24 protein-coding genes and 1 rRNA gene are annotated in these 25,202 nt (G+C 38.7%); 18 read left to right on the top strand and 7 right to left on the bottom strand.

Translation table 11 applies throughout. The features are described from left to right. Positions 1 to 31: 31 nt before the first annotated feature. Positions 32 to 1,798, bottom strand: coding sequence for a DEAD/DEAH box helicase (locus tag ACEXOE_RS20100; protein WP_394750651.1), 1,767 nt, complete (start codon positions 1,796 to 1,798; stop codon positions 32 to 34). 191 nt (positions 1,799 to 1,989) lie between these two features. Continuing rightward, positions 1,990 to 2,580 carry a non-canonical purine NTP diphosphatase gene (locus ACEXOE_RS20105; RefSeq protein WP_394750652.1) on the bottom strand — a complete coding sequence of 197 codons (591 nt, stop codon included), beginning with the start codon at positions 2,578 to 2,580 and terminating at the stop codon, positions 1,990 to 1,992. Between the two features lie 80 nt (positions 2,581 to 2,660). Here ACEXOE_RS20105 and ACEXOE_RS20110 point away from each other — a divergent pair, with 80 nt between their 5' ends. The 5 genes from ACEXOE_RS20110 to serA all read left to right on the top strand — a co-directional run bounded on the left by ACEXOE_RS20110 (position 2,661) and on the right by serA (position 7,394). Then, positions 2,661 to 3,113: a methyltransferase family protein gene (locus ACEXOE_RS20110; RefSeq protein WP_394750653.1), complete on the top strand. Its 453-nt coding sequence runs from the start codon at positions 2,661 to 2,663 to the stop codon at positions 3,111 to 3,113. A 125-nt stretch (positions 3,114 to 3,238) separates the two neighbouring features. Continuing rightward, positions 3,239 to 3,850: a SatD family protein gene (locus tag ACEXOE_RS20115; protein WP_394750654.1), complete on the top strand. Its 612-nt coding sequence runs from the start codon at positions 3,239 to 3,241 to the stop codon at positions 3,848 to 3,850. Beyond that, positions 3,847 to 4,545 carry a DUF3307 domain-containing protein gene (locus ACEXOE_RS20120; protein ID WP_394750655.1) on the top strand — a complete coding sequence of 233 codons (699 nt, stop codon included), beginning with the start codon at positions 3,847 to 3,849 and terminating at the stop codon, positions 4,543 to 4,545. The genes ACEXOE_RS20115 and ACEXOE_RS20120 overlap by 4 nt, the downstream gene beginning before the upstream one ends. A gap of 5 nt (positions 4,546 to 4,550) precedes the next feature. Continuing rightward, on the top strand, positions 4,551 to 5,345 hold the full coding sequence (locus ACEXOE_RS20125; protein ID WP_394750656.1) for an alpha/beta fold hydrolase: 795 nt from the start codon (positions 4,551 to 4,553) through the stop codon (positions 5,343 to 5,345). A gap of 156 nt (positions 5,346 to 5,501) precedes the next feature. Further along, positions 5,502 to 7,394, top strand: a complete 1,893-nt coding sequence (gene serA / locus ACEXOE_RS20130; protein ID WP_394750657.1) for a phosphoglycerate dehydrogenase — start codon at positions 5,502 to 5,504, stop codon at positions 7,392 to 7,394. A 54-nt stretch (positions 7,395 to 7,448) separates the two neighbouring features. Here the strand turns inward: serA and rlmH are convergent, their stop codons facing one another. Further along, entirely contained in the window at positions 7,449 to 7,922 is a 474-nt protein-coding gene (gene rlmH / locus ACEXOE_RS20135; protein ID WP_394750658.1) for a 23S rRNA (pseudouridine(1915)-N(3))-methyltransferase RlmH, read from the bottom strand. Positions 7,923 to 8,016: 94 nt separating this feature from the next. On the opposite strand from rlmH, the gene nadC reads away from it, so the two are divergent. Genes nadC through priA form a run of 4 tightly spaced genes read left to right on the top strand, consistent with a single transcriptional unit; the run spans position 8,017 to position 12,748 of the window. After that, positions 8,017 to 8,874 (top strand): carboxylating nicotinate-nucleotide diphosphorylase, encoded by an 858-nt coding sequence (gene nadC, locus ACEXOE_RS20140; RefSeq protein WP_394750659.1) that lies wholly within the window; start codon positions 8,017 to 8,019, stop codon positions 8,872 to 8,874. Next, the gene (locus ACEXOE_RS20145; protein WP_394750660.1) at positions 8,875 to 9,843 is read left to right on the top strand and encodes a YihY/virulence factor BrkB family protein; all 969 of its coding nucleotides are present in this window, start codon (positions 8,875 to 8,877) and stop codon (positions 9,841 to 9,843) included. Then, positions 9,840 to 10,280: a DUF2147 domain-containing protein gene (locus ACEXOE_RS20150; RefSeq protein ID WP_394750661.1), complete on the top strand. Its 441-nt coding sequence runs from the start codon at positions 9,840 to 9,842 to the stop codon at positions 10,278 to 10,280. Before ACEXOE_RS20145 ends, ACEXOE_RS20150 begins: the two co-directional genes overlap by 4 nt. A 14-nt stretch (positions 10,281 to 10,294) precedes the next feature. Continuing rightward, a complete protein-coding gene (gene priA / locus ACEXOE_RS20155; RefSeq protein WP_394750662.1) occupies positions 10,295 to 12,748 on the top strand; it encodes a replication restart helicase PriA in 2,454 nt (817 codons plus the stop codon). A 1-nt stretch (position 12,749) separates the two neighbouring features. Here priA and ACEXOE_RS20160 read toward each other — a convergent pair whose 3' ends face one another. After that, positions 12,750 to 13,442 (bottom strand): LytR/AlgR family response regulator transcription factor, encoded by a 693-nt coding sequence (locus ACEXOE_RS20160; protein ID WP_394750663.1) that lies wholly within the window; start codon positions 13,440 to 13,442, stop codon positions 12,750 to 12,752. Positions 13,443 to 13,673: 231 nt separating this feature from the next. Here ACEXOE_RS20160 and rpsF point away from each other — a divergent pair, with 231 nt between their 5' ends. From rpsF to ACEXOE_RS20185, 5 genes are all read left to right on the top strand, one after another. Further along, the gene (rpsF, locus tag ACEXOE_RS20165) at positions 13,674 to 14,018 is read left to right on the top strand and encodes a 30S ribosomal protein S6 (RefSeq protein WP_394750664.1); all 345 of its coding nucleotides are present in this window, start codon (positions 13,674 to 13,676) and stop codon (positions 14,016 to 14,018) included. A 3-nt stretch (positions 14,019 to 14,021) separates the two neighbouring features. Then, entirely contained in the window at positions 14,022 to 14,318 is a 297-nt protein-coding gene (gene rpsR / locus ACEXOE_RS20170) for a 30S ribosomal protein S18 (protein ID WP_062054635.1), read from the top strand. A 16-nt stretch (positions 14,319 to 14,334) separates the two neighbouring features. Next, on the top strand, positions 14,335 to 14,790 hold the full coding sequence (rplI, locus tag ACEXOE_RS20175; protein WP_394750665.1) for a 50S ribosomal protein L9: 456 nt from the start codon (positions 14,335 to 14,337) through the stop codon (positions 14,788 to 14,790). Positions 14,791 to 14,888: 98 nt separating this feature from the next. Further along, a complete protein-coding gene (locus ACEXOE_RS20180; RefSeq protein WP_394750666.1) occupies positions 14,889 to 18,092 on the top strand; it encodes a TonB-dependent receptor in 3,204 nt (1,067 codons plus the stop codon). 158 nt (positions 18,093 to 18,250) lie between these two features. Beyond that, complete coding sequence (locus ACEXOE_RS20185) at positions 18,251 to 18,976, top strand: hypothetical protein (RefSeq protein ID WP_394750667.1); 726 nt, start codon at positions 18,251 to 18,253, stop codon at positions 18,974 to 18,976. Positions 18,977 to 19,219: 243 nt separating this feature from the next. Here the strand turns inward: ACEXOE_RS20185 and ACEXOE_RS23740 are convergent, their stop codons facing one another. After that, on the bottom strand, positions 19,220 to 20,029 hold the full coding sequence (locus ACEXOE_RS23740; RefSeq protein ID WP_449619019.1) for a hypothetical protein: 810 nt from the start codon (positions 20,027 to 20,029) through the stop codon (positions 19,220 to 19,222). A gap of 198 nt (positions 20,030 to 20,227) precedes the next feature. Here ACEXOE_RS23740 and ACEXOE_RS20195 point away from each other — a divergent pair, with 198 nt between their 5' ends. Both ACEXOE_RS20195 and hisS read left to right on the top strand, forming a co-directional pair. Further along, positions 20,228 to 20,698: a DUF6495 family protein gene (locus tag ACEXOE_RS20195; RefSeq protein WP_394750668.1), complete on the top strand. Its 471-nt coding sequence runs from the start codon at positions 20,228 to 20,230 to the stop codon at positions 20,696 to 20,698. An 87-nt stretch (positions 20,699 to 20,785) separates the two neighbouring features. Then, positions 20,786 to 22,162 (top strand): histidine--tRNA ligase, encoded by a 1,377-nt coding sequence (gene hisS / locus ACEXOE_RS20200; protein ID WP_394750669.1) that lies wholly within the window; start codon positions 20,786 to 20,788, stop codon positions 22,160 to 22,162. Here hisS and ACEXOE_RS20205 read toward each other — a convergent pair. Then, positions 22,157 to 22,693, bottom strand: coding sequence for an NUDIX hydrolase (locus ACEXOE_RS20205; protein ID WP_394750670.1), 537 nt, complete (start codon positions 22,691 to 22,693; stop codon positions 22,157 to 22,159). The two genes, hisS and ACEXOE_RS20205, sit on opposite strands and share 6 nt — an antisense overlap. Positions 22,694 to 22,759: 66 nt before the next feature. Continuing rightward, positions 22,760 to 23,848, bottom strand: a complete 1,089-nt coding sequence (locus ACEXOE_RS20210; protein ID WP_394750671.1) for a M42 family metallopeptidase — start codon at positions 23,846 to 23,848, stop codon at positions 22,760 to 22,762. Positions 23,849 to 24,080: 232 nt separating this feature from the next. On the opposite strand from ACEXOE_RS20210, the gene ACEXOE_RS20215 reads away from it, so the two are divergent. Continuing rightward, on the top strand, positions 24,081 to 24,767 hold the full coding sequence (locus ACEXOE_RS20215) for a DUF4294 domain-containing protein (protein WP_394750672.1): 687 nt from the start codon (positions 24,081 to 24,083) through the stop codon (positions 24,765 to 24,767). A 372-nt stretch (positions 24,768 to 25,139) separates the two neighbouring features. Further along, a 16S ribosomal RNA gene (locus ACEXOE_RS20220) occupies positions 25,140 to 25,202 on the top strand; the annotation flags it as partial.

A 25,202-nucleotide genomic window follows, 5' to 3' on the forward strand; every position in this document is an offset into this window, starting at 1 on the left:
ATTACTATTAACGAATGCGTTAATTTTTTAATTAATAGAAACCATCTCTTCTTCGGCTTCTTCTATTCCCGGAACTACCTGAAGAATTATTTCTGGAAGCCCCTCTTCTGCGGCTACGGCTTCTATCCCCACGATCACGATCATTACTTTTTCCTCTACCGCGTCCTCTATCCCGATCACGTCTTCCACGTCCACTACCTGGGTTTTTGGATACTTCTACATTAATAAACCTACCATTGACCTTAAATTCGGTGAATGTACTCAATACCAATTCTTTATGGTCGGGATCGGTATTAAAGAAGGAGAAGCTGTCTTTTACATCCACTTTGTAAAGGGCATCTTTTCCAAGGTTTAGGGTTTCTTTGAGGAAATCTTTTAAAGACATCCAATCATAACCATCTTTTTCTCCAATATTGATAAAATAACGGACAGAACCGTCATTTCCTCTGGAATCACCACTGCGTTCCCTGGAGTCAACCGTATTTAAATCTTTGCTCTTATTGTAGTAATTATAGAACCTCGTAAATTCAACAGAGACAATTTTTTTAATGAGTTCATCCCGATCAATACCTTGAAGTACATCGTTGATTGCGGGCAAATAGTTGTCTACTTCCTCATTGATTTCCGTATTCTTTATTTTGTTGGCCAAATGGTACAGCTGTATTTCGCAGATTTCCATCCCTGTTGGAATCTTTTTGGCGATAAACTGCTGCTTTATTTTGTTTTCAATGGATTTAATCTTGCGCAATTCGCTTCGCGTGACGATAACCATGGAAATACCAGATTTACCGGCCCTACCTGTACGACCACTTCGGTGCGTATAGGTTTCAATTTCATCGGGCAATTGGTAATTGATGACATGTGTAATATCATTTACGTCAATTCCACGAGCGGCAACGTCAGTAGCGACCAACATTTGAATTTGCTTTTTCCTAAAGGCACTCATGACCAAGTCTCGTTGATTCTGACTTAAATCCCCATGCAAGGCTCCTGCATTGTACCCATCCTCAATAAGTTTTTCTGCCACTTTTTGAGTGTCTCTCTTGGTTCTACAAAATACTACGGAAAAAATATCCGGGTTGGTATCTGCCAAACGTTTTAAGGCAGGGTAACGATCCCTACCACTTACGACATAATATTCATGTTGAACCGTTGATGCACCAGAGTTTTTGGCTCCTACGGTAATCTCCTGCGGATTGTACATGAATTTTTTGGCAATTGCAGATACTTCCTTGGGCATCGTAGCAGAGAATAACCAGGTCAATTTATCGTCTGGGGTATCCGAAAGAATGTCTTTTATGTCTTCATAAAATCCCATGTTCAACATCTCATCGGCTTCATCAAGAACGCAATAATCTATTTTTCGGATATCTACCAACCCACGACCTATCATGTCTTTCATTCGGCCAGGAGTGGCTACAACGATCTGGGCACCACGTTTGATCTGTCTTGCTTGTTCTGTAATACTGGCACCTCCATAAATAGCCACAACATTTACCCCCTTTTCATATTTTGAATAGAGTTGTAGTTCATTGGTAATCTGCAAACATAACTCTCTTGTGGGAGATAAGATCAGTCCTTGTGTAGTTCTGCTCGCAGCGTCTATTTTTTGAATTAAAGGGAAACCAAAAGCAGCAGTTTTTCCAGTTCCTGTCTGGGCCAGGGCTACAAGATCGGTATCTTCTCCCAATAGGATAGGAATTGCTTTTTCCTGTACTTCCGAAGGTTGCTCAAACCCCATATCGGAAACAGCGTTCAATAGGGACTCTTTTAGCCCTAGCGCTTCAAATTTTGTCATAATGTGTTTTACTTAATCGCAAATATGTATGTTGCATAGAGCGATTATCGTAAATAACCCATTGTACTCAGCGCAACACATGCTATACCAGCGGCGTTAATTGAAGCGGCAAAGGTAATGCTAATTATTTACATGACAGATAAATAAGAAAAAATCTTGTAGTCACAATATTTTAAGGGAGTAGTAGGTATTTAAAAGGATCTTTCTTCTTGATTTTTCAAGAAATCAATGAGTTGTTGTATGGCTTTTCCTCTATGACTTATGCTGTTTTTTACGGATAAACTTAATTCGGCAAAAGTTTTGTCATATCCCTGGGGCAGAAAGATAGGGTCATAACCAAAACCTGCGGTACCGTTTTTAGTATGGGTAATGCTTCCTTCGACAATGCCTTGGAACAGAAGGCGTTCTTGTTCTAAATTTAGGGCTATTACTGTTTTGAATCGGGCCGCTCGGTTTTTATTTCCATCCAATGCGTTAAGAAGTTTGTCCATATTATCAGCAGCACTTTTTTGTGGGCCGGCATAGCGTGCGGAATAAATGCCTGGAGCGCCGTCTAAACTATCTACAATTAACCCGGTATCATCGGCAAAACAGGGATAACCATAATGTGAAGTAACATAATTGGCCTTTAATTGTGCATTTTCTTCCAGGGTATGTCCGGTTTCCGGAATATCTACGGTGCAACCAATATCGTTCAATGATAAAAGACGGATGTGTTTCGGTACAAGAACTTGCACTTCTTTAAATTTGTTGTTGTTATGTGTGGCAAAAACAAGTTCCATAGGGGAATAATAATTTCTATAAAGTAATTAGGTTTTGTGACGTCAAAAATAGTACATTTATTTCCGTATAGTTGTGAAATATGAAGTTAAAAGTACCACCAGTTTTTGTGATTTCCATTTTCGGTTTGTTGATGTATTTGGTTGCGAAGTTTCTGCCTGTAGGCGACTTCCAATTTACAGGACAGCGTTATTTGATTATGGCGTTATGCATCGGAGTTTTTCTGATTTTGATTTCTGCCCTTTTTGGTTTTTATAAAGCCAAGACCTCTATTGATCCAAGAGAACCGTCAAAAGCTTCCGAATTGGTTACTGGAGGCGTATACAAATACTCTCGTAATCCTATGTATTTGGCCATGTTATTGGTATTGCTGGCATGGGGCTTATGGCTTGGTAATGCCTTTAATACCATTTTGGCCGCGGGTTTTGTGTCGTATATGAATGCTTTTCAGATCATGCCGGAAGAAAAGGCGTTGACGAATAAATTTGGTAAATCGTATATACAATACACCAAAAGTGTGAGACGTTGGTTCTGATTGATTTTGAACAGTGTTATTGCCTTTCATATTTAAGCATCCATATATTAGCTTTTTGACTTATATTTAAAATTATTAGCTTTTTAGCTTATATTTTAATATATTAGCTTTTTAACTTATAAAGTATGATTGCAGTACTCACGGGAGATATTATCAATTCCGAAAACCATGATGCTTCGGCATGGATGGATATGCTGAAGCAATACCTCCATACGTTCGGCAAGGCATCCGTGGATTGGGAGATTTATCGTGGCGACGAATTTCAATTGCGATTGGCAACTAAAGATGCGTTGCGCGCGGCTATCGGACTTAAAGCCCTACTAAGAACAATTAGGGGGTTGGACGCCCGTATGGCTATAGGTATCGGTACAGAAACATTTATTGGGGACCGCGTGAGCGATTCCAACGGAACGGCATACCGATTTTCTGGGCGTACCTTCAATACTTTAGAGCAAAATAAACGTAACCTTGCCATTGCCTTAGACGATAAAAAATTGGAGATTACCCTAAATTTAATACTAAAAATGGCTTCGGTTTTTATGGATGATTGGTCCCAAGTCTCGGCAGAAATAGTGACCATGGTACTACAAAATCCGGATGCTTCCCAAAAAGAATTGGCCGAAAAACTGAAAATACAACAATCTGCGGTAAGTCAACGTGTAAAGCGTGCCCGTCTGGAATTGGTTTTTGAACTACTGGAATATTACGAAAACAAGCTCAAAGAAATTACCTTATGATAGTATTGACGAAATTGCTTCTGGCACATCTCATCGGAGATTTTTTAGTACAGCCCAAACGATGGGTGATTCATAAAGAGGCCAATAAGATATCCTCTAAATTCCTATATGTACATGTGGTATTGCATCTATTGATCACCATGATACTTCTTTGGGACTTGAGTTATTGGAAAATAGCCCTGGTCATTATGATCTCTCATTATGTTATTGACCTTGGCAAATTGTATGCCAATAGGCTTTTTAAGAACAAAGGCATTCCTTTTTTTATAGATCAAATACTGCATGTTCTAGTATTGTATGCTTGCGCCTATTACGGTAATTTGGAAACTCATACTAGGGCATTATTTCAGCAAATAGACTGGGCATTGGTCACGGCCATTGTTTTTGTAACACTTCCTTGCGGAATAATTATGGGGAAGTTGTTAGAGAACTTTTCAAAACAAATAGAGTTTGATCATAAATCATTGCCCAATGCGGGAAAATATATTGGTATTATAGAACGTCTTTTTGTCCTCACTTTTATTCTTATGGGAAAATGGGAAGGCATAGGCTTGCTTATAGCAGCAAAATCTGTTTTTCGTTTTAATGACCTTAAGGAAACCAATAGTAGAAAGCTCACGGAATATATTTTAATAGGCACCCTAGTAAGTTTTGGATTGGCCATATTAACCGGAATGTTATACACCAAAATATGAAGTTTGTGAAATTTAATCTAAGAAACAATATCGCCTTTACGGCATTATTATTTGTAGTCTATTGTCAAGGGCAACAAAAGTCATTTCAATCTTTCGACGGCATTAAAATTGCGTATTCGGATGAAGGTAAGGGCTTTCCTGTCCTACTGGTGCATGGATTCATAAATACTGGTGCATCTTGGAACAAGACCATGCTGAAAAAAGAATTGCTGGCAAAGGGATATCGTGTCATTGCCCCGGACTTAAGAGGAAATGGAGCATCGGATAAACCACAGAAGGAAGATGCCTATAAGCATGATGCCGAACTTAAAGATCTGTTGGCGTTGATAGCTCACCTTGGACTTCAAGAATACGATGCCGTGGGGTATTCCAGAGGAAGTATTGTCTTAGCAAAATTACTGACACAGGAATCAAGAATCAAAAAAGCGGTATTGGGAGGAATGGGGGTCCACTTTACCGATCCAAACTGGGATAGAAGGTTGTTGTTCATGGAAGCTTTTGCAGGAAACATTACCCCAGAGACGGAAGGGGCGGTAACTTATGCCAAATCGATCAAGGCAGATATACGATCATTGCACTTGCAGCAAAAATATCAACCTGTTACTTCCAAAGAAGCACTTCAAAAAATAAAGACCAAAGTTTTGGTCTTGGCTGGGGATGAGGACAAAGATAATGGGGCTCCTTCGGATTTACAGCGGGCAATTCCAAAAAGTGTACTTCAAATCGTGAAAGGAGATCATAATGGCACGTATAAAACTGCTGAATTTTCCCAAGCTGTGATTGCATTTTTAAAGGGATGAAAATTTTAAAATGTGATATTGATAATTTTGAGGGGCAAAAAAAATCAAATTCGCAGTGAAATACTGTCAATGCCAAAGCCCAACCACTTTTGTTTGAAAAAAGAGAGTTAAAGGGATTTAATTTTTATTTTTACCACGAACTTTTTGCAATATAAAATGATAGACGTGGCCAGAAAATATGTGTTCGATTTTGATAGTACACTAACCCGGGTAGAGGCATTGGATGTTCTTGCCGAAATGACCCTGCAAGGAAAATCGAATAAAGAGGAAATCATCAATGAGATTCAAGAGATAACCAATTTGGGGATTGATGGTGATATTTCTTTTACTGAATCCTTGGAACGACGTATTAAATTACTCAGCGCGCACAAAGACGATTTAAAGGGGTTGGTGGAAGAACTTCGACTAAAAATATCGAAATCCATAGCTGCCAATAAAGAGTTTTTTGAGGAGTATTCGGATGATATTTACGTGATTTCCTGTGGTTTTAAGGAGTTTATCGATCCTATTGTGGAAGAGTATAATATTCCTTCGGAACGCGTCTATGCCAATACGTTCACCTTTGATGAAGCGGGAAATATCATTGGTTTTGATGAGGCCAATGTCCTAGCTTCGCACAACGGTAAAATTGCCTGTTTAAAGGATCTGAATTTAGAGGGGGAAGTACAGGTCATTGGAGATGGCTATAGTGATTATGTGATGCGCGAAGCAGGTATAGCGGACAAATTCTTTGCCTATACGGAAAATGTGCATCGGGAGAAAGCAGCAAATAACGCCGATCATGTGACCCCTAATCTGGATGAATTTTTATTTGTCAACGATTTGCCCAGGAAAATATCGTATCCAAAGAATAGAATAAAGATTTTATTGCTCGAAAATGTACATCCCGATGCCTTTGAAAACCTTAGTGAGGATGGATTTTCCGTAGAGTTGATAAAACATAGTCTGTCGGAAGAAGAATTAATAGAAAAAATCAAAGGCGTACATGTACTGGGAATACGATCAAAAACCCAAGTCACGGAAAAAGTGTTAAAAGCGGCCAATAAGTTATTGGTGGTCGGTGCTTTTTGTATTGGAACAACGCAGATCGATTTGGATTTTGCAAAACGAAAAGGCGTTGTAGTCTTCAATGCACCTTATAGTAATACACGTTCTGTAGTGGAATTGGCCATAGGTCAGATTATCATGTTAATGCGTAGTGTTTTTCCGCGTAGTACGGAAATTCATAATGGACAATGGAATAAGACCGCGGTAGGTTCCAGGGAAGTGCGAGGGAAGAATTTAGGTATTGTAGGATACGGGAACATAGGAAAACAACTGTCGGTCTTGGCAGAAGCTATAGGTATGCGCGTATACTATTATGATGTAAATGACAAATTGGCCCTTGGAAATGCCATTAAATGTAGTACGCTTGAAGATTTGCTGAGTGTTTCCGATGTGGTTACCCTGCACATAGATGATAATAAAGCCAACAAGAATTTTATTGGGGAGCGTGAAATTGCACAGATGAAGCAAGGAGCCATGCTCATTAATCTATCCCGCGGTTTTGTGGTAGATATCCCTGCCTTGGTACATGCGCTAAAAGAGGGTAAGATTACCGGAGCAGCTATAGATGTTTATCCAGAAGAACCCCGGAGCAATGGCGATTTCATAACGCAATTACAAGGATTGCCCAATGTTATTTTAACGCCTCACGTTGGTGGTAGTACTGAAGAGGCCCAGCGTAATATTGCTGATTTTGTTCCCAATAAAATCATGGATTATATTAATTCCGGGAATACAGTAGATGCGGTAAACTTTCCCAATATTCGCTTGCCAAAACAAAGCAATGCCCATCGTTTTTTACATATTCATAAAAACGTACCAGGGATCATGGCTAAAATAAGTGAAGTATTGGCTGCCTATAATATGAATATTTCGGGCCAATATTTATCCACGGATAATGAAGTGGGCTATGTCATTGTAGATTTAGACAAAAAATATAATAAAGAGGTGATTAAGGCCTTGAAGAAAATAGAAAACACCATTAAATTTAGAGTACTGTATTAAATGGTACAGACATCGGTAAACATGCCTCTCTATCTTAGGATGAAGAGGCTTTTTTTATTGGTGATGATAGGGTTCGTTCTTAAGAATGGTACATGCCCTGTATAGCTGCTCTACAATAAACAGCCGGATCATTTGGTGGGAGAAGGTCATTTGGGATAAGCTTACTTTTCCTTGGGCCTTATTGTAAATGGCATTGCTAAAACCGTAGGGACCTCCAATAACCAGTACCAATCGTTTGATTCCTGCATTCATTTTCTTTTGTAAAAATTGGGAAAATGCCATGGAAGTATATTGCTTGCCTTTTTCATCCAAAAGGAAAAGTACATCCGTAGCGCCTATTTTTTTTAAAATAAGGTCTCCTTCTTTTTCCTTTTGTTGGGATTCGGACAGGTGTTTCGCATTTTTGATATCGGGAATAATTTCCAGTTCAAATTTTACATAATGCCGTAAACGTTTTTCGTATTCCGAAATCAATTGTTGTAAGGTAGCACTATCTGTTTTCCCAATGGCAAGTAACTTTATCGTCATGTTTCAAAGGTATAATTTTTCATATTTTGATGGCTAAAATAGAGAACTATCCACAAAACATTTTAGTATTTTAGCGGATACCAAAGCATAACTTATGATTTCTGAAGAAAAATTTAATGCAGAGATAAGCATACTGATACAAAATGCCATTCGAGAAGATGTAGGGGATGGTGACCATAGTTCATTGGCATGCATCCCAAATACTGCTGAAGGGAAGGCCAAACTTTTGGTAAAAGATAAAGGGGTTATTGCAGGGGTAGCTTTTGCAAAAGCAGTTTTTACCTACGTAGACCCAGCTTTGGAAATGGAAATTCTGATAGAAGATGGTGCGGAAGTGTCGCATGGAGATATTGTGTTTTATGTGAGCGGGAATTCGCAGAGTATTCTAAAAGCCGAGCGTTTGGTATTAAATGCGATGCAACGAATGAGCGCAATTGCAACAAAAACGGCGTTTTTTGTAAAGTTATTGGAAGGTACGGGCACTAAAATATTGGATACCCGTAAGACAACACCCGGTTTCCGAGCCCCTGAAAAATGGGCGGTCAAAATAGGGGGAGGGGAAAATCACAGATTTGCCCTCTATGATATGATCATGTTGAAGGACAATCATATCGATTTTGCCGGGGGAATCACCCAAGCTATTAGCAAGACCAATGCCTATCTCAAGGATACCGATCGAGCCCTTAAAATCATAGTTGAGGCTAGAAATTTGGAAGAAGTGGCTGAAATCCTAAAGATGGAAGGCGTATACAGGATTCTCTTGGATAACTTTAATTATGAAGATACCAGAAGGGCTGTAGAAATGATTGGGGATCGGTGTTTCACGGAATCTTCAGGTGGAATTAATGAAGAAACCATTCGGAAATATGCAGAATGTGGCGTTAACTACATTTCATCCGGCGCGCTCACGCATTCGGTTTATAATATGGATCTAAGCCTTAAAGCTGTTTAGATGTCCGAAGAGATTGAAAGAAAGTTAAGTAAGATTCCAATTGTCAATTGGTTGATACGTTTGCTTAAAAAAATAAAACTTCCAGGATTTGAAGGACTTTCCATTTATGATTTATTGGAGATGTACATTTTGGGAATTGTGCAGGGGGCTTTGTCCACAAGGGCCAGTGCCATTGCGTTCAGCCTTTTTATGGCGCTTTTTCCCTTGTTGATCTTTTTGGTGACCTTGCTTCCTTTTATTATTCCCTATGTAAGTGTTGGCGGAGATAATTTTGATCGAGAGTTTTTGGAGTTTTTAGAATCTTTCTTGCCCAATGCTACCGCGGATTATTTTGAGGAAATATACCAACAAATCAAAAACCAAAAAAGGGGCGGACTCCTTTCTTCTGCTTTTATTATTTCTATTTTCTTAATGGCAAATGGAGTGAATGCCATTTTTGGTGGATTTGAAAACTCCTATCATGTGAGCCTCACACGCAATTTTGTTCGCCAATATGCCTACGCTTTAATGATTGGATTGATGCTTTCCATTCTTCTAATTATAGGAGCGGTTTCATTTGTGTATTTTGAATTTTATATCGTGGAATACGTGAGCGAGCTATCTAATAAGACCTATGGCACGGATATAGAAAAAGGCGATGTCGTTGGGGTTCAGATAGGTAAGATCCTTTTCTTTGCCCTCCTGTCCTATTTTACTACCGCAATTCTTTACTACTACGGAACAACGGAAGGCAAACATGCAAAATTCTTTTCGGCCGGAGCATTAATGACCACCTTATTGTTTATTTTAACGTCGTATCTGTTCGGTGTGTATGTAGAAAAATTTGCACGTTATAACGAATTATATGGAGCCTTGGGAGGATTATTGATTTTAATGGTATTTATTTGGTTAAATTCCAATATCTTGCTACTTGGGTTTGAACTGAACGCCTCGTTGAACTCACTCAGAAAAAAATATAAAGATCAATGATCAAAAAAAAACACCTACTTCCATTTTTCCTCTTGTTTTTTACCATTACCCATTGTTTTTCCCAAAGTATCTTTGGGAAATGGAAAACCATAGATGACCGCACGGGAAAACCCAAAGCAATTATAGAAGTATACCAAAAAGGAGGATTGATGTATGGCAAAGTAATCCAGATATTGGAAAAGGGAAAAGAAAATGCCAAATGCGTAAAATGCAAGGGGGCACGTAAGAACAAACCTGTTTTGGGAATGGAAATTATTTCTGGTCTTAAGCGAAACAAGTATGGAGAGTATAAAGGAAAAACCTTATTTGACCCGGAACAAGCCATGACATTTCGTTGTAAGATATGGTTGAACCCTAAGGATTCCAATGAATTGAAGGTGAGAGGGTATCTTGCCTTTATCTATAGAACCCAAACCTGGATTAGAGTTACTGAATAAGAAATTCAGCTTTCATGCAGTACTTTATTGATGTAATATTGCCCATTCCACTGGAAAATCATTTTACCTATCGTGTCAGTGATACCGAAGGAAAGTTTTTGCTAGCCGGAATGCGTGTTGCAGTGCCTTTTGGAAAATCCAAAATTTATACCGCCTTAGTGCTTAAAGTGCATCATAATGCTCCCCAGATCTATGAGGCAAAGGAAATTGATCAGATTTTGGATGATCACCCCATAGTGAATTCTTTTCAGCTGCAGCACTGGTCATGGATGGCCTCCTATTACCTCTGTACAGCAGGTGAAGTCTTTAGGACAGCGGTACCCGGAGCTTTTTTATTGGAAAGTGAAACGCTCATACTTAGGAAGCCGGGTGTAACTGTAGATGAACAGGCATTAAAAGATGATGAGTTTTTGGTCTTTGAAGCCCTATTGCATCAAGCAGTTTTGCGTGTTCATGAAATAAGTGCCATAGTTGATCGAAAGAATGTTCTTCCCATATTAAACCGTTTGCTGGCCAAAGATATTATTGTCCTCAAAGAAGAGGTGTATGAGCAATACAAACCAAAGATGGTCCGCTATGTCCGCTTGGCGGAAGCCTATCGTTCCGAAGAAAAATTAGAACAGTTACTTTATAGTTTGACCCGGGCGCCTAAACAAAGCCAGGTGGTACTTTTATTGTTTCAGCTGCAAGCCAGTGAGAAAAAGCCGATCCAGATCTCTGCATTGGAAAGAGAAAGTGGAGGTTCTAGAAGTAGTATTAAAGCCCTAATGGATAAAGGTGTTTTGGAGGAATATTCCATCAGAAAAGATAGAGTGAATTACGATGGGGGGAAAGGCGAAGGATTAAAATCCCTAAATGCGTATCAGCTGGAAGCATTCGAGACTATCACTTCAAATTTTAAATTAGGGAAGACTACCTTATTGCATGGTGTTACCTCTTCGGGGAAAACCGAGGTATATGTAAAACTTATAGATGCTTGCATTCAATCTGGGAAACAGGCCTTGTATCTCCTTCCTGAAATTGCCCTTACGACACAATTGATTTCCAGATTGCAATTGTACTTTGGCGAAAAGATTGCAGTATACCATTCCAAATATAATGTTCAGGAAAGGGTAGAAGTGTGGAATAATGTACTACTTAAAAAGGAAAAAGCGCAGATAGTCATTGGAGCCCGATCCTCGTTGTTTCTTCCTTTTTCCAATTTAGGATTGATCATTGTAGACGAAGAACACGAAAGTTCGTTTAAACAATATGACCCGGCACCGAGATATCATGCCCGTGACAGTGCCATTGTATTGGCGCATATTCACAAAGCCAATATTCTATTGGGGTCCGCAACGCCTAGTATAGAGAGTTTTTATAATGTAAAAACGGAAAAATACGGGTATGCCAGTATTGAAAAACGCTATGGAAATGTACTGATGCCAGACATGGAGTTGGTGGATATCAAGGAGCAACATCGAAAAAAGAGGATGAAAGGACATTTTTCGGAACGTTTGCTCGAAGAGATTACCGAGACTTTGGATTTGGGGGAACAGGTAATTCTATTTCAAAATAGGAGGGGGTTTGCGCCCATCATGGAATGTGTTACCTGCGGACATTCCCCCCAATGCCCCAACTGTGATGTAAGCTTGACATTTCATCAACGCAGAAAGCAATTGCGTTGTCATTATTGTGGATATCATATGGCCTTACAACAGAGTTGCCAAGCTTGTGGTAGTGGGTTATTGGATACCAAAGGTTTTGGTACGGAACAAGTAGAAGAGGAATTGAAAGGTCTTTTTCCAAAGCATAAGATTGGGCGTATGGATTTAGATACTACCCGGGGGAAACATGGCTATGAAAAAATAATTACCGCTTTTGAACAACAGGAAATCGATATTTTGGTGGGTACGCAAATGCTCACTAAGGGCTTGGATTTTAGAAATGTGCGATTGGTAGGTATTATGAATGCCGATGCCTTGCTCAATTTTCCTGATTTTAGGGCGCATGAAAGAAGCTTTCAGCTATTGACGCAAGTGGCCGGTAGGGCAGGGCGAACACAAAAAAGAGGCAAGGTGATCATTCAAAGTTATAATCCTTTTCATCAAATTTTAAAGCAGGTAACTACGGGGTCCTATGCGGAAATGTTTCAAGAACAATTGTATGAGAGAAGGCAATACCAATACCCTCCGGTAAATAGAATTATTAAGATTACCTTAAAGCATAAAGATTACAATAAACTGAATGAGGCATCGGATTGGTTTGCTAAATCCTTGCGAAATGTTTTAGGGAAAAATGTTCTGGGGCCAGAATACCCTCCTGTGGCTAGGATTCGCAATCAGTACCTTAAAAATATTATCATTAAGATTTCTAGGGAAAGTTCTTTGCCCAAAACAAAAAATAGCATTAAAAGAATAGAAAAATCCTTTAATGCTATTTCATTTTATCGCGGCGTCCGAGTCATCTACAATGTAGATCACATATAGCTTATACGTTGTTCAACGCTTCGGCCAATTCCGCTTTTTTATTTCTACTCAAAGGAATCTGCTTTCCGCTTACTTCAACATTCTTACTGTTGAATTTTTCAACCTTTTCGAGATTTACAATATAAGATTTGTGAATCCTTAAAAACTTATCTTCCGGCAATTGTTTTTCAAAAGATTTCATGGTAGAAAGAATCACAATATTTGCTTCATCGGTAACGAGTTTGATATAATCACCTAAAGCTTCTATCCATTTTATTTCATTAAGGATTACTTTGCGCTTCTTCAAGTTGCTTTTTACAAAAATATGCTCCTCATCCTCATTTACACGATTTGCTTGTTCGTATTTGGCGATAGCTCTTTTTACCGAAGCATCAAAGCGTACCATAGTAATGGGTTTGTGCAAGTAATCGGTTACATCATAATCAAATGCTTTCAAGGCATAATCCGGCTTTCCGGTGATTAAAATAACCTGAGGTCTGTTTTCAAGAGATTCAAGTAAATCGAATCCACTGATTATCGGCATTTCTACATCGAGAAAAATGAGGTCGATTTCGTTGTTCTTTATCCCGTTCTTTGCCTCAATGGCATTGCTATACTCAGCGACCAAAGCAAGATTAGGATGATTATTCACCAACTTTGCAACTGCCATACGCTGCATCGATGAATCGTCTACGATTATACTTCTTAATTTCATAAATGGGTTGATTTGTAGGGTTAAATCATCGACAAAGTACTAAAAAAACACGTTTATCTGCAAAAATTTGCAAATATTATGCCACCGTAGTAATATGCCAATGCATGTTCATTTAAAGATTTGGTTACATTCAATTTATATGATTCTACAGACTATAACGAAGAATTTTTCATTTTCTTGTGAAACGAATGAATATTTATTACTTTTGCACTCCTTAAAATATAAAATAATATGAATCATTACGAAACTGTTTTCATTTTAAATCCCGTTCTATCTGATACGCAGATAGAGGAAACAGTTAAGAAATTCGAGGATTTCTTAATTAGTAAAGGCGCCAAAATGGTAGCTAAAGAAAATTGGGGGCTAAAGAAATTGGCCTACGCAATTCAACACAAAAAAAGTGGTTTTTACCATCTTTTTGAATTTGCCGCTCCAGGAGAAGTAGTTGCTCCTTATGAGTTGGAGTTCAGAAGAGATGAACGTGTAATGCGTTTTTTGACCGTTAAATTGGACAAGCACGCAATTTCATGGGCAGAGAGAAGAAGAGAAAAGTTAAAAACCAAAGCAAAAGCATAAGTTATGTCGTCTATAGAACAACAAGCTAAAGGAAAAAAAGATGGGGAAATTAGATATTTGACCCCATTGAATATTGAGACCAATAAGCAAAAGAAATATTGTAGGTTTAAGAAGTCTGGTATTAAATACGTAGATTATAAAGACCCTGATTTCTTGATCAAATTGGTAAACGAGCAAGGAAAATTATTGCCAAGAAGATTAACAGGTACTTCTTTGAAGTATCAAAGAAAAGTGGCTACTGCTGTCAAAAGAGCAAGACACTTAGCATTAATGCCATATGTTGGTGATTTATTAAAATAAAAAGAAAGACTAGATTATGGAACTTATATTAAAAGAAGACGTACAGAATTTGGGCTTTAAAGACGATTTGGTCACCGTAAAGAATGGATATGGAAGAAACTTCCTTATTCCTCAAGGTTTGGCTGCATTGGCAACGCCATCTGCTAAAAAGGTATTGGCAGAGAATTTAAGACAGAAAGCGCATAAAGAAAAGAAAATTGTGGACGATGCTAAAAAAGTAGCAGAGGCCATTAAGCAATTAGAAATAAAGATCAGTGCAAAATCCGAAACAGGAACAAAATTATTTGGTTCCGTGACGAATATCGATGTCGCTGCGGCATTGGAGAAAGCGGGTCAGAATATTGATAAGAAATTTATTCAAATCAAAGGAGGTTCTATCAAAAGAACCGGACCTTATAATGCGAGTATCCGTTTGCATAGAGATGTTATTGTTGACTTACCTTTTGAAGTAATTGCAGAGGCAAAAAGTTAATAAACTGTTTATATTAAGTTAGAAAAGGCTGCAATTTTGCAGCCTTTTTCTTTGGGTTTTAGTTACTTTTAACTTTAGCAAACTAAAACTTACATAAAATGAAAAAACAGCTATTTCTTGCTGTGGTTTTCCTTTTTTTTGGAACCATAGCGATGGCGCAGGTGACTACCTCAAATATTCGGGGAACCATCGCGGATGATCAAAATGTTCCCTTATTGGGGGCAAATGTAGTAGCCGTACATACGCCTACAGGTACGCGCTATGGTGCAATTACCAACGAAGATGGAAGATTTAATCTTTTAAACTTAAGAGTAGGAGGCCCTTATACCATAACAGTTTCCTATATAGGCTTCAAAGATCAGGTAGAAAACAATGTGTATCTATCCCTGGGAAAAACCTATAATTACAATGCTAAAATGGTTTCTGAAAGTCAGGCATTGGACGAGGTCGTTGTGGTTTCGGATCGTACGGGAACTTTTGGTAGTGACAGAACTGGGGCGGAAACCAGCGTCGGGAGAAGGGAACTAACGCGCCTGCCCACAATTTCACGATCTACCAATGATTTTACCCGTTTGGAACCTACGGCAAGTAACGGTTCTTTTGGAGGTAGAAATGATCAGTTTAACAACTTTTCACTAGACGGGGCAATTTTTAATAATCCTTTTGGCCTCGATGCAGCACAGCCTGGAGGTCAGGCTAACGCTACACCCATATCTATTGATGCTATCGATCAGATACAAGTGACTACTGCACCCTACGATGTCACACAATCTGGTTTTACAGGAGCATCGGTCAATGCGGTAACCAAAAGTGGTACCAACGAATTTCATGGAACAGCTTACGGCTTCTTTAGAAATGACGATCTAACGGGAGGAAAGATCAATGGGGAGGATGTTTCAAAAACTGGATTGGAACAAACGCAGTATGGTTTTAGTATAGGTGGGCCTATTATAAAAAACAAATTGTTTTTCTTTGCAAATTTTGAAAAAGACGACCTTACTTCTTTGGGTACAGATGGCTTTGTGCCCAATCGGGGAACCGGGGCCATCAATGAATCCAGGGTATTGGAACAAGATCTGATTGCCGTGCAACAAGGTTTGGCCGCATTGGGATATGATACCGGTAGATTTGAAGGCTTTAACTTTGATCAAGAATCTACGAAAGGGATTTTAAAATTGGACTGGAATATCAATGATAAGAACAGATTGGCCATTATTTATAACTTTTTAAATGCCTCTAGGGGCTTGCCCGCCAATAGAAATGCCATTACCTTCAGGGGACCTAGTATAACAACCCTGCAGTTCGAAAATTCGGGTTACGAGATCAATAATAATATTCAATCGGTACAATTGGAGTTGAATTCCACCTTATCGGATAATGTCATTAACAAAGTGCAGATGGGATATACCAAGTTTGATGATTTTAGGAATCCATTTTCCACTCCGGCTCCCTCTATTAATATTACTAGAGGCGGAACAAATTACATCATTGCAGGGCATGAACCTTTTTCGGTGAACAACCGTTTGGATCAACAGGTGTTCCAGATTACCAATAATTTGAATTACTTTAAAGGCAATCATACCTATACCATTGGTTTCTCTTTTGAGAAATTCGAATTTGATAATTCCTTTAACTTAACCGCCTATGGATTTGATCTTTTTGGTAGTATAGCCATTGACCAAGAAACGGACTTGGATGGTGATGGGATCCCAGATACAAATTATATTGATGACGTTACCGGCGAAACGGATTTGGCAGCGTTCCAGCAATTCTTGGCAACGCGATATGGAGATGCTTTTACCAATGCAAGAGCCACATTTGATAGAAACAATGCATTGCCTACAGGAGCTCCTGGAGGGTGGGCCCTTGCCGAGACTAATGTGGGGCAATTGTCTTTTTATTTGCAGGATGAATGGGATACTACGGAAGATTTTAAATTGACCTATGGAGTACGTTTTGATCGCCCTTTGTATTTTGATACAAGGGAAAAGATTCAAGAGAATATTGCAAGAAAAGGAGGCTTGTTGTCCGAAGGGGGCACCTATGCTCCGGATATTCAGTATTTTGATCCAGATACCAATCAACCCATTACCTTGGATTCAGAGCAGTTGCCTACGAACAATTGGTTGATTTCTCCACGTGTAGGGTTCAATTGGGATGTCAATGGGGACAATTCTTTGCAACTCAGAGGTGGTTCGGGAGTTTTTACAGGACGTTTCCCTTTTGTTTGGCTGGGAAATCAGGTGCAGGCAACCGATTTTTTCTTCTACCAACTGGTAGATCCAGATTTCAAATGGCCACAGGTATGGCGTACGAATATTGGAGTGGATAAACGTCTTAAAGATGGATTGGTGCTAACTGCCGATTTTGCATATACCCGAGACATCAATCCTACCCATGTGCAGAACTTTGCCCTGAACAGACCATCCGCTACCTTAAACGGCGTGGATAATAGAGCGATATATGTAGATGCCACGGATAAGGCCCAGATTTTTGGAGCGCCGACCAATGCCTATGTATTTACGAATGCAGATGCGGGTAGAATCATCAATGCGTCCGTGAAAGCCGAAAAGAACTGGGATAATGGCCTGTATGCACAATTGGCATATAGTTATCTGGACGCTAAAGAAGTGAATTCGGTAGATGCGGAAATTACAAGTGATGCCTTTAATGCCAATGCCATTGTGGGAGATGCCAATGAAGCAGTATTGTCCAATTCCCGTTTTGGGGATAAACATCGCGTGATTGGGGTTATCTCTAAACAATTTAAGACCGGAACTACCATTTCTACCTTTTTTGAATATGCCCAGGGGGGACGTTTTAATTATATCTATGGAGGAGACATCAATAATGATGGATCTGGAATAAATGATTTAATCTATATTCCCACGGCAACAGAATTAGGACAGATGCAATTTAGCGGTGCTGGACAAGCAGAAGCCTTTGAGGCTTTTATTCAACAGGATGACTACTTAAGCGATCGTAGAGGGCAATATGCGGAACGTTATGGGGCCTTGGCACCTTGGAGAGGGAGTTGGGATATGAAAATCCTACAGGATATTAAAATCAATGACCGCCATAAATTCCAATTGAGTTTGGACGTTTTGAATGTAGGGAATTTAATCAATTCTGATTGGGGCGTTATTGATGTACAGAGTTTTGACCAGTTGTTGGGTGTTACTGTAGACGATACCAATACACCTACTTTTACATTCAATCCTGAGCAAAGAAATACCTTTACGGCCAATACTTTTGAGAGATCCAGATGGAGGGCTCAAGTGGGGGTTCGCTATATTTTTTAAGGATGTATTATTCTAAAAATAAAGACCACGCTTTAGGCGTGGTTTTTTTATGGGACCTTCTAAGGGAATTCGGCTAAAATATACTAAAAGAAGAGAACTAGCGTTTTGTTTTCGGTCTGGAACACAACTTATGGAATACACCTTAAAACCAATATCTTATGATTGTTTTTGGACATAATAATTTTAAAATTAAAAGCTTTTCTTTTCGAGATTTAAGAATCCCACAGGAACCGGGAGCCGAAGGTATCGACTTCCAAGTTAGACAGCGTTATTTTCACTTGTTCTGGATTCCCTTTTTTCCCATTGGTAAACTTTACGTCGTAAAAAAGAAGGGGGATTCCAACTATTATGAAATGCCTCAGGATATTAAATCTAGAATACAACAGCAGGGGGTTAAAACACCTTGGTATAGTTTTGCGTTGTTGGTTCTTGCCTTTGTAGGAGGTATAATTTTTGTAGGTGCCGAAAAACTGAATGATATTTCCAGAGAGAATCGGTTTTACGAAAATCAAGCGATGACCAAAATGATGATGAAGTACCCCACCACGGGAGATTATTATAAGTTCAAAGCCTATGAATGCTCCAACGATAGGTATAATTCTACCTATGTTATTTTAAAGGTAAATTCCTATGATGAAGAACATATTGAATTCGCTTCGGGTTATCTGGACCTTTTGGGAGATAACCAATACGCGTACAGTATTAGCAGTGAAATTGCTAAAAACAACGAGTATATCTACAATAATTTTACCGTTAAAAAAGAAAATTTAATGGGATTATTGAATAAGGAATACCGTGAGTATGGTGAGAATGCCAAAATTGAAGACTTAGGATGGTGTTTTGAATTTCAAGATATGGAGCGAGCAAAACTAGATAAGAGCTGATATTTCATAGGAGATAAATACCTCAAAGAATTGGGCCATTACACAATTGCGTAATGGCCCAGTTCTTTTTTTGTTTTAAGCCCATTGCAACCCGTCTGCATCCAATGGAAATTCTTTATGACTTAAGGCTTTCTCCGGAATAAAGCAGAACCTAAATGGAGTAGGGGGAATATTGGTGGCTCATAAATTGAGGCAGGGATTTCTGGCCCTTTAAAAATGCTGAATCAAGCAACTATAGCAATATCAATAGCGCGAAGTGCCAATATCAAAGTGCTTTTGACAAGCGGCCCAAATTTCTTTTTTGATGTTTATTTCGAAGTCGCTCTGTATTTTTTTCAAAGGATCTTCATCCAAATAACCACCTTCTCTATACTGTACTTCCTCACTATTTGAAGCGGCAATATTAAATCGGATTAGGGCCTCATTTTTTTCAATATCATGGACCACTACAGCGGCGAAGAACAATCCAGGGGTGAAGTTTTTGGAATCTTCCAAGGCAGGTTCCGTAATGCGATATCCATCTACTACGAAAGCATATTTTAAGTCAAGAAAGGTTTTAAGGTCGTTCATTTTTAAGTCAGAGCATAAGTTTCCTTCCAAGGAGTCTTCGCAAGGATATATTTCCTGATAATGCTCACTAAAAGCTTTTTCTGCAAATTCATTCCCTTGTCGTGCCAGAAAAATAGCTTTCTGCCTCGTATCATCATCGGTATTTCGGGAGGTGCGAGTGGTAGACATAACAAATCGCTGTTTGAGACTCATAGGGAAATTTACCAATTTGACCGGAGTGTCGGACAGATAATATGTGCTATCGAGTAAAACCTGATCACTGCTATAGGCGGAATCCTTTATTTTCTCAAAAAAAAGGAGCTTCTCGTTTATGGAAGCTTTATTGGCTGAAAGAAAATTGGTTTTGACACTGGCAAGATCCGATTTTTCAGATTCGTATTCCTGCTGCATGGCAATATATTTGGACTCATCAATCTTTGGGTTTTTGTCAATACAACTTAAACTTACAAGAAAGACACTAAGAAGAAGAAGGTTATTTTTCATGAGTTGTGGTTTGGGTTATTTCTTTCTACAACCTAAAAGATTGTATAATCTACCTGGATTTCAGAAAACTACATAGCAAAACGGGAAAAGCTTGGAATTATTTTGCGACGAGAAGAGAATACGCACAAATACCGCGAAGAGGTAAAAATTCAACCAAAAATTAGCTTTCAATTGAAATAGCATTTTTATTTTTGCCGCATGAAGTATAGAAGGCTAACAAAACAGCAGTTGGAGGAATTGGAACAGGAGTTTATTAATTTTCTGGCAACCCAATCCATTACTGCAGAAGAATGGAAGGACATCAAAGAAAATAAGCCCCAAGTTGCGGAAGAGGAGATTGATGTATTCTCGGATTTGGTATGGGAAGGCGTTTTGGGGAAGGTCGTATATATGGAGAACATTTCTGCCCAGCATATGCATCTGTTTCATATGGAGCCTAAAGAAATGAAGTTGATTTCTGTAAAAGTATCCAATCCAAATGTCGATTTAACCACTCAAGAAGGTTTTAGCTGGTTCCGTACAAATTATCAATCGGATTTTGTAGAGTACCTAACAGCTTCTAAAGCGTATTCCGACGATAAAAATCAGGATAAATTTAATCTCATACAACAAGGTGCAGCAATTACTAAGGGCGAATTGTATCAGTGGTTTGATGCCATCATTGGCTAACAAGCCTTTTTCCATATGTATATTTACGGACTTAAAAGCTATGGGCCGTTCAAAGTAATTATATTTGCATTCGTTATCTAAAAATTCATGGCACAAAAACCAAGTATACCCAAAGGGACTAGAGATTTCTCTCCCGTTGAAATTGCAAAGCGAAACTACATCTTTGATATCGTCAAAAAACATTTTCAAACCTTTGGATTCCAACCTATAGAAACCCCTTCTTTTGAAAATTTGGAAACCCTGATGGGAAAGTATGGGGATGAGGGAGATCGCCTTATTTTTAAAATCTTGAATTCTGGGGATTATATTAGTAAAGTGGATGATGTTACTTATAGCTCAAAAAAATCCAGTTCCTTAACTCCTAAAATATCGGAAAAAGCATTGCGTTATGATCTCACGGTTCCCTTTGCCCGTTATGTAGTCATGCATCAGAATGAAATTGATTTCCCTTTTAAGCGCTATCAAATTCAACCGGTCTGGAGAGCAGATCGCCCTCAAAAAGGACGTTTTCGCGAGTTTTTTCAATGCGATGCCGATGTGGTTGGAGGTGACTCTTTATTGCAGGAAGTAGAATTGGTACAGTTGTATGATGCGGTTTTTACGGAGCTGGGGTTAAAAGGAACCACCATTAAGCTAAACAATAGAAAAGTGCTTTCTGGCATAGCCGAAGTTATTGGGGCCAAACACTTATTGGTGCCTTTTACCGTAGCCTTGGATAAATTGGATAAGATCGGAGAAGAAGGTGTCAAAAAAGAGATGTTGAGCAAAGGTATTTCGGAAAATGCGATTGCAAAGGTCACTCCGCTCTTCTCTTTAAAAGGTACGAATCTGGAGCAATTGGAGGTGCTTTCGGGACTTTTGAGTTCTTCCGATGAAGGAACGGAAGGCGTTAGGGAGCTAAAGTATATTGTGGAGACTGTGGAGCGTTTAGGCTTGCAATCTGCTAAACTGTCCATTGATGTTACTTTGGCCAGGGGACTAAATTATTATACAGGTGCCATCTTTGAAGTGGCCGCGCCAGAGACGGTAAAAATGGGTTCTATCGGAGGAGGAGGCCGTTATGATGATTTAACCGGCATTTTTGGCTTAAAAGATGTTAGTGGCGTTGGTATTTCCTTTGGCTTGGATCGTATTTATTTGGTGCTCGAAGAATTGGGCCTTTTCCCAGAAGCACTTAAACGATCTTTAGAAGTACTTTGCGTCAATTTTGGGGAAGAAGAGGCGCTCTTATCGTTAGAATTGACCAGGAACCTTAGGAAGGCTGGTGTTAAAGCAGATGTATATCCCAGTGATACCAAATTGCAAAAGCAAATGAAATATGCCAACAAAAGGGGAGTGGCTTATGTAATCATGATTGGGGAGCAAGAACGTAAAGAGGGTACCTTCGTTGCCAAGGATATGGCTAAGGGAACACAAGAAACGTACAAGTTAGAAGATTTTGCTCTTTTTGCAGAAGTACTATAGTTTTTTCTTAAGTGCTGCGATAATGCTTTTATAATACGATTTTTTGTGGGGAACAAAGTGTGGTTGTGCGTGAGTGCGTTCCAAAGTTGCCAGAGGGACCAACTTCAAATCGGCCACTTCACTTTCTTGTTTTTGTAGATGGTGTAATGGAACTTCCAAAGCACAAAGGAAAGTGTGATGAAATTCACAATCAATCAATTTCTCATGGTGCTTGTGAATGGATTTAAAAATGCCCACTTTTTCTAATTCCTCAGGAACTATTTTAAGACCTATTTCTTCTTCTATTTCGCGTTGCGCCGCTAATGCGATATCTTCATCTGCAGCGATATGCCCAGCAACAGAAACATCCCATAGAAGGGGAAAAGTCTTTTTGTTTTTAGCGCGTTGTTGCAGCAAAACATGGCCATCTGAAGTATAGCACCAAATATGTACCGTGGGGTGGAACCAACCAAACCGGTGGGCTTCGGACTTCATTGCCGTCTTTCCTGTCGGCTTACCTTGGGCATCTAAAATCGCTACTAATTCATCCATTTTTAAGGGATAGGTCCAATGAAAAAACGCTCTCCTAAATTAAAAGAAGAGCGTTTGTTTATCATATTAATCGAAATAACTAAAGGTTTCACCTTCCTTAATCGTGAGCAGGGTTTCGTAGATCAAGCGAATTACATTCTCCACATCGTCCCGATGCACCGTTTCAACAGTGGTGTGCATATAACGTAAGGGGAGGGAAATTAATGCAGAGGCAACACCGCCATTACTATAGGCAAAAGCATCCGTATCTGTTCCTGTAGATCTGGAAGCCGCCATTCGTTGAAAAGGTATTTTTTTGGCTTCAGCAGTTTCTATAATGCGCTCTCTAAGTTTGTTTTGCACAGCAGGGGCATATGAAATTACAGGACCCGATCCCATTTCGGTATGGCCTTGTACTTTCTTATCGATCATGGGTGTGGTCGTATCATGACACACATCAGTGACTATAGCTACGTCCGGTTGAATAGTCTGGGTGATCATTTCTGCTCCTCGAAGTCCAATCTCTTCTTGAACAGAATTCGTGATATATAACCCAAAAGGCAATTCATTCTTATTTTCATGTATAAGTCGTGCAACCTCTGCAATCATAAATCCACCAGCGCGATTATCAATGGCACGACAGACAAATTTATCTTTATTTAATATTTGAAACTGATCGGGATAGGTAATTACGCAACCCACATGAACGCCCATTTTTAAAACTTCTTCCTTGTCTTTGGCGCCTATGTCGATGCAAATGTTATCTGGTTTAGGGGGTTCTTCTTTAGCGCGGTTTCGCGTGTGTATGGCAGGCCAGCCAAAAATACCTTTTACAATTCCTTTTTTGGTATGGATATTGACCCATTTGGAAGGAGCGATCTGATGATCACTTCCCCCATTGCGAATAACATAAAGTAATCCGTTGTCTGTAATATAATTTACGTACCAGGAGATTTCATCAGAATGGCCTTCGATGACCACTTTGAATTTGGCATCGGGATTAATGACACCTACTGCGGTACCATAGGTATCCGTGATAAAAGTATCTACATAGGGCTTTAAATATTCCATCCATAATTTCTGCCCTTCCCATTCATACCCTGTTGGTGCCGCATTGTTAAGGTATTTTTCAAAAAAATTGAGTGATTTTTTCGTGATAATTTTTTTTGAACTCATGTATATTTGTTTAAAAGAATTTTGTTGTTAGGAAAAGCAATAGCTGGCGATATGGATTAAAAGTTAAAAAACCAGAAAGGCTTTTTCTTCGTATTACTAATAAAATTATTATGGTAATAAAAGAGCCCGATACAATTTTCCTGTGCTGTACAAACTTAACAATATTCACTTTTATTTAATAATAACATCAGATGTTTATCGTTAATTTTGTGTTGGCCATAGTGCTATAAAGATGAAAAGAAGAATATTACTCATATGGATACTAGTTTCTGTGGGTTTCTTGGGTATGGCTCAAGTGCCCCAGCCTACTGATTCCATTGTTGAAGATTATATCCAGATTGCGGGAGATTCTATTTTTCATAGTTCCATACCTTTAGAAGAAGTCTACATTTTTGGTAAGTTGGAATTTGCTTCTAGGAAAGAGAAATTACGATATTATATATTGAGACGTAAAACCATTAAAGTATATCCTTATGCAAAACTGGCCGCAGAACGTCTCGTGGAATTGAACGATAGCTTACAATACATTAAGAAGAAGCGACACAAAAAAAGATATACGCGAAAGGTCCAAAAGTATATTGAGGGAGAGTTTTCCGAAGAATTAAAAAAACTGACAAGAACAGAAGGGCAGATTCTTGTAAAACTGATTTATAGGCAAACCGGAAAAACGTCCTTTGCTTTGGTGAAGGAGTTACGGAATGGATGGCGGGCCTTCTGGTACAATACTACGGCTAAAGTTTTTAAAATAAACCTTAAGGAAGAATTTCATCCCGATCAGGTTCATGAAGACTATCTTATTGAAGATATTTTGCAACGGGCCTTTGCTGATAATAAGCTCACGAGACAGAAGACCGTTTTAGATTATGATTACGCTTCTCTGATCAATAAATGGGGGCGTAATTCCCAGCAAAAAAAATAGTTGCATATATCATTATTATCCTTTAAATTTAATACCCTTTTTTAAAGATTTATTTTGAAGTAATTATTTGATTTATAGTGTTTTAAAAAATAAATCAAAAAAAAATTCAAAATTTAGTTTTTTATTTAAAAAACAGGTCTATATTTGCACCCGCTTAGGGAAAGACATAAGGCTTGACTTAAGATTTAAATTTCCACTTTAATTGGAAATGTGAAATAGTAAAAAGTTCATTGATATATTGATAGACAACGCGTATTTCAAGTTTTGGAAATTCTAAAACTTGTTATTGCGAAAATTAAACTAAGATTAAAAAATTCATTAATAGAGTTTAGGATATTCAATATTGTTGATCGGAATTATATATAAAGAACAACGATGAAGAGTTTGATCCTGGCTCAGGATGAACGCTAGCGGCAGGCCTAACACATGCAAGTC

The organism is Spongiimicrobium salis, from assembly GCF_043678055.1.
Lineage (GTDB): Bacteria > Bacteroidota > Bacteroidia > Flavobacteriales > Flavobacteriaceae > Spongiimicrobium > Spongiimicrobium salis.